Origin of the sequence: Streptomyces sp. ICN903 (assembly GCF_022015835.1) — a bacterium.
Classification (GTDB): domain Bacteria; phylum Actinomycetota; class Actinomycetes; order Streptomycetales; family Streptomycetaceae; genus Streptomyces; species Streptomyces fenghuangensis.
In genome coordinates, this window is sequence record NZ_JAKMAY010000186.1 from 1 (window position 1) to 11,636 (window position 11,636).

The following is an 11,636-nucleotide window of genomic DNA, read 5'->3' on the forward strand; positions in this document are numbered from 1 at the left end:
GCGGGGCGGATTCGTGCGGGGTGGTCAAGGGAGGAGCCAATCGACGGGACGCTGCGCCGGGAGGCGAACGGCGCCGGTGACCGGTGTCCTGGATTCGAGGGCGTGCGGAGGGCCGTCGCCCGAGGACCAGAGGTAGCCGGACTCCGTGCCGGAGGAGCGCTCCAGCTCCACCAGTACCGCCACCGGGCTGCCCTGCCGGGCGAATCGGGCGGCGAGTTCGGCGTCGCCCAGGAAGGCGGCGATTCGCCGCTCCGTCTGGGGAGCCCGCCCGACCTGCCCGACCCGGCCGCGCAGTACGCCGAACTCCTCCTGGGGGGCGGACTGGACCTCCAGCTCCACCCGGGCGCCCTCGGCGATCGCCGCACCGCTGTCGCCGGGGACGTACAGCACGGCCACCAGCGGGTCGTCCGGGTCGTCCACGCGTTCCACGGTCGCCACGTCCGCGCCGGTCCTGACGACCGAGCCCACTCCGGCGACCAGGGCCGTCAGCCGGCCGCCGGCCACCGCGCGTACGGCCCGGTCGCCCTGTGCCGTGCGGACCCTGAGCAGGGGCGCGTCCGGGCGCAGCAGCTCGCCCTCCTCGGCGAGGACCTCGGTGACCTGGCCGGAGACCGGGCTCTGCAGCGTGTAGCTGCCTCCGGGACGGGCGAGGAGGCCGGGAGCGTCCAGCTTGGCGGACACCGAGCCGTTGACGGCCCACAGGCCGGCGACGGCCATGACGGCGACCGTGACGGCCAGGGCGAACCGGCCCTGGGGGCGCGCGAAGCGCACGGGCAGGTCGAGTTCCTCCGGCGACTGCAGCTTGGAGAGCGCCTTCTTCCGGAACTGCACGGGCTGCTCCTTCGACTGCCGACTGCGTTCCTCGGTGGCGGGTGCCGCGGCGGCCCCGGCACACGGCCCGGGCCCGGGCTCGGGCGGACGGCGGCGCGGGGTGGTGCGGGGCGCCTCCGGCGGGGCCCGGGCGGACAGCCGCGAACCCCGGAACCAGGGGGAGCTCCGGGGTTCGGTGTGGCCTCACGGCGCGCACGCACACCTGCGGGGCCGTACGGCGCACGGGCCGGCGGTCCGTGCGGACGCCGCTGTCGGAGACCGGCTGTCAGAGACCGGCGATGTTGGCGTCGGCCTGGACGCCGGTGACGCCGGAGACGCTGCCCGGGAGCGAGCCGGCGATGCCGGTCGCGGCCTGGACGGTGTTGAGGGAGGACACGGCGCCCACGACGCCGGAGACGTCGCTGAGGACGGCGCCGGCCACGCCGCCGGAGATGCTGACGACACCGCCGGAGACGGCGTCCAGCTCGGCGTCGTCGATCTCGCGGGTCTCGAGGTGCTCGCGCATGACGCGTTTTCCCTTCGTTCGTGGAGGAGTTTCCGGGTGGCGTGGGGCGGGCCGGCGAAAAACGCGACCCGGCCACCCCCATGGCGGTCCGGCAGCCGAAAACCGGCCACCGTTCATATGACCGCCGTGGTGCGGAAGATGAAAACACGCGATCGGCTGACCTGGCCAATCCCTCCGGAATCTCTTGCCGCACAGCATCCGCAACCGGGCGATCGGCGCACCTTTTCGGCCACCGGACGGTTTCACCTTCTCCACGAAACGAAGAGAATGCGCTGCACGGATCACGGTTTCCGCAGGACACACCGGGGCATTTCACCCACTGCGCCGGGCGAGGCATTCCGGACATGTCGAGCGACGGCGACATGAGGGAATCACCGTCCGCCCACCGTGTGAAAGTTCTACGGGTGCGGTGCGCGGCTTCGCCCCGGCCGCCGCTCCTGCCCCTGGTACCGCGGCGGAACGGAAGGGTCCGAAAGGCCGGGGAATCATTTCCCTCCGGGGCGGGCGACCCTCTTGCCGCGCACCCGTCCGCGAATTCCCCTCTGTTCCGTCACGGGACAACCACGGAATCCCCCGTTCGGTCACTTCTCCGGTATCGGCAGGGGGCGCTTCTCGATCGCCGCCGCCATCACCTCCGGAAAGTGGTCGGGAGTACAGGCGAAGGCGGGCGCGCCGAGTGCGGCCAGCGCCGCGGCGTGCTCCCGGTCGTAGGCGGGGGCGCCCTCGTCCGAGAGGGCCAGGAGCGTCACGAACCGCACGCCCGCGCTCGTCATCGCGGCGACGCGCTTGAGCATCTCGCCGCGGATGCCGCCCTCGTGGAGGTCGCTGACGAGGACGAGGACGGTCTCGGCGGGCCGGGTGATGCGCGACTGGCAGTAGGCGAGCGCGCGGTTGATGTCGGTGCCGCCGCCGAGCCTGGTCCCGAACAGGACGTCGACGGGATCGTCGAGCAGGTCGGTGAGGTCCACGACGGAGGTGTCGAAGACGACCAGCCGGGTGGAGACCGACCGCATCGAGGCGAGTACGGCCCCGAAGACGGAGGCGTAGACGACCGAAGCGGCCATCGAGCCGGACTGGTCGACGCACAGGACGACGTCCTTGCGCACTGCCCGGGAGGCGCGGCCGTGGCCGACCAGCCGCTCGGGCACGACCGTGCGGTACTCGGGCAGGTAGTTTCCCAGGTTGGCCCGGACGGTGCGGTTCCAGTCGATGTCCCGGTGGCGGGGGCGGCTCGCCTTCGCCGACCGGTCCACAGCGCCCGACAGCGTCGCCCTGGTACGGGCCGCGAGCCGGCGCTCCAGCTCCCCGACGACCTTGCGGACGACCGCGCGAGCGGCCTCCCGGCTCTCCTCGGGCATCGCCTTGCCCAGGGAGAGCAGTGTGCCGGCGAGGTGGACGTCCGCCTCGACGGCCTCCAGCAGCTCCGGTTCGGTCAGCAGGGCCGACAGGCCCAGCCGGTCGATGGCGTCCCGCTGCATCACCTGGACGACGGAGGCCGGGAAGCAGTCGCGGACGTCGCCCAGCCAACGGGCCACGCCCGGTGCCGAGGCGCCCAGCCCGGCGGACCTCGGCCCCGGCCGGGTGCCGCCGCCCTCCTCGTCCCCGTAGAGGGCGGTGAGAGTGCGGTCCATGGCCGCGTCCCGGCCGGTCAGGGCGCGGCCGGTGCCGTCGGTCTCCTCACCGCCGCCCAGGACCAGCCGCCAGCGCCGCAGCCGCTCGCCGTCGTCCCGCCCGTCCGTACCGCCGGCCGCCGCGTCCGCAGGCGTGTTCGCCGCCGTGTTCACTGCCGTGTTCGCTGCCGTGTTCGCCGCCGTGGCCGGTTCGTTCACCGTGCGGCCCCCTCCTCTTCCTCTTCCTCCGCGCCGCCCCGCCCGGCGCCCTCCGCCCGATCCCCCAGCAGCAGCCGCAGGGTGGGCAGTACGGCGCCGGCCCGCTCCGGATCCGGCTCCTCCCCGAAACCGGGGACGGCCTCCCATACCTCCGCGCCGCCCGGCGCCCGCGTACCGCGCCGGACCAGTTCGCCGACGGTGCGCCGCACCGCCGGCCCGTACGCGGCGAAAGTCCGCCGCAGCAGCGGCAGTACGCCGGTGAACGCCTCCCCGGGTATCCCCGTGAGCCAGTCGTCCACCAGGGCCAGCAGCCGCTCGTCGTGGACGAGCAGCATGCCGCCGTCCGCCAGGAACCCCTCGATCCACCCCGCCGCGTCCGGTGGCGGGACGCCCGGTGAGAGCGCCAGGCCCATCAGCCCGGCCGCCTCCTCCTCGGAGAGCCGCCCGTCGTCCAGCAGCAGCCGGACGCAGCGGCCCCGGAGCAGCCCCGGGACCGCGGAGGGCCGGTCACGGCCGGCGAGGGTGCGCAGCACCGACCGCCAGCGCGTGAGCAGCCCCTCCCCCGCCAGCAGGACGACCGCCCGGTGGGCGGCGTCCAGATGGCCGCGCATCTCGGCCGCGGCGGCGGCGCCGAGGCCCGCGCAGGCGGGCGGCAGGCCGACGCACACCCGCTCGGCGATCCCCTCGGCGACCTCGCGCAGCGCGGCGGCGTCCGTGCCGCGCACGTCGCCGTAGCGCACGGAGCGCACCAGTGCGGGCAGCGCCCGGGCCAGGTGGCCGACGTCGGTGTCGAGGGCGGCGCGGTCGGCGAGGGCGCGCATCACCGCGGGCAGGGCCTTGCCGAGCCCGGCGAGCAGGCAGCGTTCGGCCAGTTCGGTGGTCTCGGCCAGCGAGGCGGCGTCGCGGGCCAGCGCCTCGGCCCTGGCACCGGCCGCGGCGGCCACGGTGGTGCCCCACACCCCGGCCTCGGCGATCCGCACCGACAGCTCCGGCCGCCAGCGCAGCCGCCAGGTCTCTCGGAAGGTGCCCGTGCCGCCGGCGCGGCCGCGCACCGGCTCGCCCCAGTCGACGCCGAGCAGCCGCAGCCGGTGCAGCAGTCTGCTGCGCGCGGCGGCGTTCTCCTCCCGCAGATCGAGGTCGAGTTCGCGCTCGCGCGCCTCGGGCTTGAGGCGCAGCGACCTCTGCAGACGGGCGAGGTCGCGCTGGAGCGGAACGGCGGGGGCGTCCGGCGGCACCGTGCCGAGCGCGTCCCCGACGACCAGCCGGTCGTGGACGAGGGCGAGCGGCACGTCCGAGCCCTCGCACAGCACGGCCCGCACCGCGTCGAGCGTCTCGGCGAGCCCCGGCAGCGGGCGTCCGCGCAGGGCCGCCAGGGTGTCGGCGAGCCGTACCGCCTCGATGACGTGCGCCACGGACACCGAGGACACCGGGGACGGTGAGGACGCCGAGGGCTTCGGGGGCGCCGGAGCCCCGATGCGGCCCTCCTCGCGCAGCAGCCGGGCGGCCTCGGTCATCCACCGCTCGACGGGCCGGTCGGGCGCGGCGAACAGATGGCCGTACCAGCCGGGCGAGGTGATCCCGGCGCCGTAGCCGCTGCGCCGTGCCAGCCGCTCGTTGGTCCACGGTACCCAGGTGATCTCCGCCCGCACCCTCGGCAGGCCCTTCAGCAGCCGCCGGTCGGCGGTGACGGTCGTCCTCGCGGTGAGGGCCGGTACGTGCCATGCGCCGCAGACCACGGCGACCCGGTCGCCGCCGAACCGACCGCACGCCTCCCGCAGCCGCAGCCGCATATGGGCCTCGCGCACCGCGTCGCGCCGGTGGCCCGCGCCTCCGGAGGAGGCGCCCGAGGGAGTGCCGAAGGCGCCCTCGTGCGCCTCGCGCAGGGCGGTCATGGCGTCGGCGAGAGCGGTGAAGGGCGCGTACGGATCGGCGGGGCGGGCCCCGGCGGTGCGGGCCGGCGGCACACCGCGGTGCTCGACGACGTCCTCCCACCAGCGCTCGGGGTCGTCGTGACCGGCCGCCTCGGCGAGCACACGCAGCGGGTCCAGGCGCAGCTCCCCGGCCGGCTCCTCCTCCTCCTTCTCCTCCCCGTCCTCGTCCCCCAGTGCCAGGGTGTGGGCCGCGGGAAGGTCGAAGAACCGAACCGGCACCCCGCGCTCCAGCGCCCAGCGGAGGGCGACCCACTCCGGGGAGAACCCGGCCATCGGCCAGAACGCGGCGCGGCCCGGGTCGTCCGCCGCGTGGGCCAGCAGCGCGACCGGCGGGCGCATCCGCCGGTGCGCCGCGAGCCCCACCACCGCGTCGGCCTCCGGCGGTCCCTCCACCAGCAGCACCGCCGGCCGGTGGGCCTCCAGCGCCGCCAGGACGGCCCGCGCCGAGCCGGGGCCGTGGTGGCGCACGCCCAGCAGCAGCGGCCCCGGCGGCGTGGCACCCGTGGCACCCGCGATTCCGCCCGGGGCGGCGACCGCCGCCCCCGTACCGGGCACGCTCATGCGCCCGCCTCCCGGCAGGCCCGGTAGAAGTCCTTCCAGCCCTCCCTCTCCCGGACGACCGCCTCCAGGTACTCCTGCCACACCACCCGGTCGGCGGCCGGGTCGCGGACGACCGCGCCGAGGACTCCGGCGGCCACGTCGTCCGCGCGCAGTACTCCGTCGCCGAAGTGGGCGGCCAGGGACAGCCCTCCGGTGACCACCGAGATGGCCTCGGCCGTCGACAGGGTGCCCGACGGCGACTTGACCCTGGTGCGGCCGTCGAGGGTGACGCCGTCGCGCAGCTCGCGGAAGACGGTGACCACCCGCCGGATCTCGTCGACGCCGTCGGGGACGGCCGGCAGGTCCAGGGAGCGGCCGATCTGCTCCACGCGCCGGGCCACGATGTCCACCTCCTCCTCGGGCGTCCCGGGCAGCGGCAGGACGACGGTGTTGAAGCGGCGGCGCAGCGCGCTGGACAGCTCGTTGACACCCCTGTCGCGGTCGTTGGCCGTGGCGATCAGGTTGAAGCCGCAGACGGCCTGGACCTCCTCGCCCAGCTCCGGTATCGGCAGCGTCTTCTCCGACAGGATCGTGATCAGGGTGTCCTGCACATCGGCCGGCATACGGGTCAGCTCCTCGACCCGCGCGACCGCGCCGCCGGACATGGCCCGCATGACGGGGCTGGGCACCAGGGCCCCGCGGCTGGGCCCCTCGGCCAGCAGCCGCGCGTAGTTCCAGCCGTAGCGGACCGCCTCCTCGGCGGTGCCCGCCGTGCCCTGGACCAGCAGCGTGGAGTCGCCGCTGACGGCCGCCGCCAGATGCTCCGACATCCAGGTCTTGGCGGTGCCGGGCACCCCGAGCAGCAGCAGGGCACGGTCGGTGGCCAGCGTGGCGACGGCCACCTCCACGATCCGGCGCGGACCGACGTACTTGGGGCTGACGACCGTGCCGTCCGGCAGGGTGCCGCCGAGCAGGTAGGTGGCGACGGCCCACGGCGACAGTCTCCACCGCTCGGGGCGCGGCCGGTCGTCCGCCGCGGCCAGGGCGCCCAACTCCTCGGCGAAGGTCTCCTCCGCGTGGGGCCGCAGAGCGGCCGGTGCGCTGGTGGCGGTCACGTTTCCCCCTCGCATGCGGCTTTCGCGTGTCGGTCCCACGATGTACGGACCCACTGACAATTCCCGCGGCGATCCCGCGGCCGCCCTCCCCGGCCTGCCCGGACGCCGTCCGGGGACGGCCAAGGACGGCCAAGGAGGGCCGGAGACGGCCGGGGACGGTCGGAGATGGTCGGAGATGGTCGGAGGCGGGCGGAGACGGCCGGAGGCGGGCGGGGACGGATTGTCAGTGGCGGCTCGTACGGTCGTCCACATGGTTCACCGCACAGAGAGCGAGCTTGTGTTTCCGGTCGGTGAGAACTGCGGCATCGGTGGCGACGACAACCACGCGTCCGTACGGGGAGAGCGAGGGGCACATGAGCACAGGGGGATCGCGGCGGCCTGCGGAACGGGCGCAGGCGCCGGCGCCTGACTCCGCTCCCGCGGAAGAGGGAGCAGGCCGGCCGTGTGCCGGGGAGTCCGGAGAAGCCGGGGGAAGAAGGGAGGCCGCCGCCCGCGCCGGGGAGCGGGCGGCGGCCCCCGCCGGCCGGGAGGCGGCGCGGCGGCGCGCCGAGCGGCGGGCCGAGCGGATCGCGGCGGGCGCCACCGAGCTGGAGCACCGGCTGGCGGACCTGCTGCGCGGCGGTCTGGCGGACATGGAGCGGTCGGCGGGGGAGGCGGGCCGCGGCGTCTGGGAGGAGACGGCCGCCCGCATGGTGGACGCCCAGGCGCCCGGGCTGGCCGCCCGGGTGCGGGAGCTGGGTGCCGTCCCCGGCTCAGGCCCCGGCTGGCCGTCCCGGATGCTGGAGGAGTGCGCCCTGCTGCACCTGCTGGGCCAGGGCTTCATGAACATCGCCGGGCTGCCGGAGCCGCTGGCCGCGACCGTGCGTTCCCGGATGGGGATGACCACCCGGGCGGCCGAGGTGCTGGCCGACCGCGACGCGGTGGTGCGCGACCACTGGCTGGTGCTGGGCCGGCACGACACCGAGGAGGAGAGGATCGCGGCACGCCGGGTCTGGCTGTACGGGCGGCGGACCGGGCGCACGGCCCTGGTGCTGTCGTTCGCCGCCGGCGGGCTGCCGGAGCCGCCGCTGCCGGTGGGGGGCTCGGTGGACGCCGATCTCGCCTACTACCCCGGCGCTCCGGCGCTGCGTGCCGCTCTCGGCGAGCGGCACGCGGAGCCCGGGCCGGGCAGCCGGCCGCCGGGGACCGGCGTGCACGACGCGCTGGCCTCCTACGGCGCCGCGCTGTGCGGCGACCCCTGGCTGGAGGGCTGGCCGGCGGTCCTGGCCGGCGTGGTGCCCGTGCCGGCCGGGGATGGCTGGCAGCTGGCCGACGAGGGCGGCTCCGCGCTGCCGGTGGCGGAGGCGGCGGGGGTGCGCTCCCGGATGTGGCGGCTCGCCGCCGTCTCGGGCGGCGAGCCGGTCACGGTGTTCGGCGAGTGCGGCCACCGGGGTTTCGTCCCGTACACCGTCTGGCCGGGCCCGGGGTCGGCGCCGGAGGCGGTGTCGGCAGCGGAGCCGGCGGCCGCCGTGCCGCTCACCTCGCCGGACGTGCCGGGTGGTGCGCGGTGAGCTGGGGGGAGCTGGTCGGCGCCGCGCTGCTGGGCGCGGAGCGGCGCACACCGCCCGGCGGCTCGGTCGGGGCGCTGCTGGACGCCGCCGCTGTGGAGACGGTGCGGCGGAGGGCCGGGCTGCGGCCCGCCCCCGCCGCGCCCCGGCCGGATCCGGCGCCGCCGGATCCGCGTCCGCCGCTGCCGCCGGCCGCGGCCCGGCGGCTGTCCCTGCTGCTCGCCGACCGCCCCGGCGCGGGCGGCGGGCGCCGGGGCACCGCGCCCGACCTCGCCGAACTGCTGCCGCAGTGGCTGGCGGCCGCGTGCGCCCACGGCTACCGGGCTCCGGCCTGGCAGCTGCCCGCCCTGCTGGACGCGGCCCGCGCGCGCACGGACCTGCGCGCGGGCGCGCTCGCCCTGGGCGGACCGCGGGCCCTGTGGCTGGCACGCCTCAATCCGGACTGGCGGTACGCGCTGCGCGGCCGCTTCGGGCGCGGCCCCGTTCCGCCCCCGGACGGCGTGCGGGGCGCGGACACCGCGGACACCGCGGACGGCGCCGTACGGCGGTTGTGGAAGGAGGGCCTGTTCGCCGAGCGGTCGGCGCTGCTGCTGTCCCTGCGGCGCCGTGATCCGGCGGCGGCCCGCGAGCTGCTGGCCGGCACCTGGGCCGAGGAGCGGGCCGAGGACCGGCTGATGTTCCTGGACTCGCTGCGCGAGGGCCTGTCGGCACAGGACGAGGAGTTCCTGGAGCGTGCGCTGGCGGACCGCAGCCGCAACGTCCGGAGCACCGCCGCCGAGCTGCTGTCGGCACTGCCCTCCTCCGCGCTCGCGGCGCGGATGGCGGCCCGGGCCCGCTCCTGCGTCGCGCTGGACCGCACCGGCCGGCCGGACCGGCTGGTGGTCGAGGCACCGTACGAGTGCGACCCGGGCATGCGGCGCGACGGTGTGGTGCCCGGGGCGCCGCCGGGCCGCGGCGAGCGGTCGTGGTGGCTGGTGCAGGTGGTGGAGGCCGCGCCGCTGGACACCTGGCCGGAGCATCTGGGCGGCCGTACGCCCGACCGGATCGCGGCGCTGCCGGTCGCCGACGACTGGGAGGCGGACCTGCACGCCGCCTGGGCGCGGGCAGCCGTGCGCCTGCGGGACACCGCGTGGGCGCGGGCGCTGCTGCGCAGGCCGTCCGCCCCGATGGCGGCGGCCCCCGGCGACCCGGCGAAGCTGCTGGCACTGCTGCCGGCCCCGGAGCGGGCGCGGTGGGCGGCGGAGTTCACAGCCGCCCACGGTCTGTCCGAGGCGTTCCGGGTGCTGGGCGTCTGCGAGGTCCCCTGGGCCGAGCCGCTGGGGCGGGCCGTGGTGGACGCGCTGGAGATCGCCCGGGACGCGGGCAGTTATCCGTGGAGCTTCAGCGGGGTGCTGGGCCTGGCCGAACGCTGCCTGGACCCGGGTGAGGCCGACCGCCTCGCTCCGCTGGCCGCGGTCCCGGACGAGCCCGAGGACGGCTCACCGGGCGCGGGCGGCTACTGGGCGGAGGCGTTCCAGCGGCTGGTGGCCACGCTCCGTCTGCGCGCCACGATGCTCGCGGAGCTCGAGCCGCCGGGGGACGCCGGCCCCGCGCGGGGGCCGGCCGCCGCGGAACGCGTATGAGCCGTGTCCGCTCCACCGCGCTCTCCCGGAGAGCGGCCCGGTGCGCCGGTCCCGGCGCGCCGGGCCGTACGCCCGCCCGTGCGCCGCGTGTGCTCCGGCCGGGGTCAGGCCGCCACGGAACGCACGTGGGAGCGCACCCACTCCACCACCTCGCCGGTGGGCGCGCCGGGGGTGAAGATCTCGGCGACCCCCTGCTCCTTGAGCGGCGGGATGTCGTCCTCGGGGATGATGCCGCCGCCGAAGACCTTGATGTCCGCCGCGTCGCGCTCCCGCAGCAGCTCCAGGACCTTGGCGAAGAGCGTGTTGTGGGCGCCGGAGAGGATGGACAGGCCGATCGCGTCGGCGTCCTCCTGGATCGCGGTGTCCACGATCTGCTCGGGCGTCTGGTGCAGGCCGGTGTAGATGACCTCCATACCTGCATCGCGCAGCGCCCGTGCGATCACCTTGGCTCCGCGATCGTGGCCGTCGAGCCCCGGCTTGGCGACCACCACGCGGATCGGACCCGACACACCCATCACTGCCTCCCATAACGACTGCGGCCCGGCCGGCCCATCCGACCATCTGTCAGTGGGCGGTTACCCGGTGAACGAACGTTATCGCCAGCATCCCCCACCCGGCGGTTCCGCGGTAAGGAGGGAGGGGGAAATCACACGGGACTCCGGCCGTCACGGCCGGTTCCCCGCGAGGACCCGCGGTGGATTCCGGGACGATCCGCGGCTTCGCGCTCCCGCGATCCGCGTCCGCCCTGCATCAGTCCCCCTCCAAAGGGGCATACGACCATATATGCCCGGCGCGTGCCACCGGGAGGAGGTCGACGGCATGAGGGTCACCAGGGCGCTGCCCTTCCCGTCCGGCTCGTTCCTCGGCGCCCTGCCGCTGTCCCTGATCCCCTTCGCCCCGCGCGAGCTGCGGGCCGCCGCGCTGGAGGCCGCCTCCCTGGCGAGCCGCACCCTGCTCTACCCCGCGGGCATGGCACAGGAACGATGCGCACCGGCTCCGCCGGCGGGTGCGGGCGAGGAGGACGAGCGGGTGTGCCCGGGATCCCCGCCCGGAGGGAGGCGGGGGAAGGAGAGCGAGGGCGACGCGGGAAGCCGTGAGGGGGAGGGCTGCCCTCCCGTTCTGCTGCTGCACGGCTTCATCGACAACCGCTCGGTGTTCACCCTGCTGCGCCGCTCACTGGTCCGCAACGGCTGGCGTGACATCCGCGCCTTCAACTACTCCCCTCTCACCTGCGACGTGCGCTGCGCCGCGGAGCTCCTGGCGGAGTACGTCGAGGAGGTCTGCGAGAGCACCGGCCGCCGCCGCATCGACGTGGTCGGGCACAGTCTGGGCGGCCTGATCGCCCGCCACTACGCCCAGCGGATGGGCGGCGACGCCCGCGTCCGCACCCTGGTGACCCTCGGCACCCCGCACTCCGGCACCCGGGTGGCGCCGCTGATGTCGGCCCACCCGATCGTGCGCCAGCTCCGGCCGGACTCCGATGTGATCGAGGAACTGGCCGGCCCCGCGCCGGGCTGCCGCACCCGCTTCGTGGCCTTCTGGAGTGATCTGGACCAGCTCATGGTCCCCGTGGAGACCGCCCGGCTCGACCACCCCGACCTGGATTCCCGCAGTGTGCGCGTGAGCGGCCTGGGGCATCTGACGCTTCCGGCGCACTGGGAGGTCGCCGCCGGGGTCCGGCGGGAACTGGCCGCGGGAGCGTCGCACCGCGGGGAG

Annotated in this window: 9 protein-coding genes; 3 read left to right on the forward strand and 6 right to left on the reverse strand. The window is 76.1% G+C overall.

Translation table 11 applies throughout. From position 1 onward, the window contains the following. Positions 1–24 precede the first annotated feature (24 nt). The 5 genes from L7D48_RS18710 to L7D48_RS18730 all read right to left on the reverse strand — a co-directional run bounded on the left by L7D48_RS18710 (position 25) and on the right by L7D48_RS18730 (position 6,766). Positions 25–831, reverse strand: a complete 807-nt coding sequence (locus L7D48_RS18710) for an HlyD family efflux transporter periplasmic adaptor subunit (protein WP_237880610.1) — start codon at positions 829–831, stop codon at positions 25–27. Positions 832–1,096: 265 nt separating this feature from the next. Continuing rightward, the gene (locus L7D48_RS18715) at positions 1,097–1,336 is read right to left on the reverse strand and encodes a hypothetical protein (protein WP_237880611.1); all 240 of its coding nucleotides are present in this window, start codon (positions 1,334–1,336) and stop codon (positions 1,097–1,099) included. A 581-nt stretch (positions 1,337–1,917) separates the two neighbouring features. Next, positions 1,918–3,048, reverse strand: a complete 1,131-nt coding sequence (locus L7D48_RS18720) for a VWA domain-containing protein (protein ID WP_237880618.1) — start codon at positions 3,046–3,048, stop codon at positions 1,918–1,920. 113 nt (positions 3,049–3,161) lie between these two features. Continuing rightward, positions 3,162–5,657 (reverse strand): DUF5682 family protein, encoded by a 2,496-nt coding sequence (locus L7D48_RS18725; protein WP_237880612.1) that lies wholly within the window; start codon positions 5,655–5,657, stop codon positions 3,162–3,164. Next, positions 5,654–6,766, reverse strand: coding sequence for an AAA family ATPase (locus tag L7D48_RS18730; RefSeq protein WP_374492789.1), 1,113 nt, complete (start codon positions 6,764–6,766; stop codon positions 5,654–5,656). The genes L7D48_RS18725 and L7D48_RS18730 overlap by 4 nt, the downstream gene beginning before the upstream one ends. 338 nt (positions 6,767–7,104) lie before the next feature. On the opposite strand from L7D48_RS18730, the gene L7D48_RS18735 reads away from it, so the two are divergent. Further along, entirely contained in the window at positions 7,105–8,301 is a 1,197-nt protein-coding gene (locus L7D48_RS18735) for a hypothetical protein (RefSeq protein WP_237880614.1), read from the forward strand. After that, positions 8,298–9,920, forward strand: a complete 1,623-nt coding sequence (locus L7D48_RS18740) for a DUF5691 domain-containing protein (protein WP_237880615.1) — start codon at positions 8,298–8,300, stop codon at positions 9,918–9,920. Before L7D48_RS18735 ends, L7D48_RS18740 begins: the two co-directional genes overlap by 4 nt. Before the next feature lie 104 nt (positions 9,921–10,024). Here the strand turns inward: L7D48_RS18740 and L7D48_RS18745 are convergent, their stop codons facing one another. Further along, positions 10,025–10,435: a cobalamin B12-binding domain-containing protein gene (locus L7D48_RS18745; protein ID WP_237880616.1), complete on the reverse strand. Its 411-nt coding sequence runs from the start codon at positions 10,433–10,435 to the stop codon at positions 10,025–10,027. 304 nt (positions 10,436–10,739) lie between these two features. On the opposite strand from L7D48_RS18745, the gene L7D48_RS18750 reads away from it, so the two are divergent. Further along, the coding region (locus tag L7D48_RS18750) for an alpha/beta fold hydrolase (RefSeq protein ID WP_237880617.1) at positions 10,740–11,636 on the forward strand (897 nt) is incomplete at its 3' end.

Coding starts and splice junctions, on each gene's coding strand:
- L7D48_RS18715 (WP_237880611.1), bottom strand. CDS start 1,336: ATGCGCGAGCACCTCGAGACCCGCGAGATCGACGACGCCGAGCTGGAC.
- L7D48_RS18745 (WP_237880616.1), bottom strand. CDS start 10,435: ATGGGTGTGTCGGGTCCGATCCGCGTGGTGGTCGCCAAGCCGGGGCTC.
- L7D48_RS18735 (WP_237880614.1), top strand. CDS start 7,105: ATGAGCACAGGGGGATCGCGGCGGCCTGCGGAACGGGCGCAGGCGCCG.
- L7D48_RS18730 (WP_374492789.1), bottom strand. CDS start 6,766: ATGCGAGGGGGAAACGTGACCGCCACCAGCGCACCGGCCGCTCTGCGG.
- L7D48_RS18725 (WP_237880612.1), bottom strand. CDS start 5,657: ATGAGCGTGCCCGGTACGGGGGCGGCGGTCGCCGCCCCGGGCGGAATC.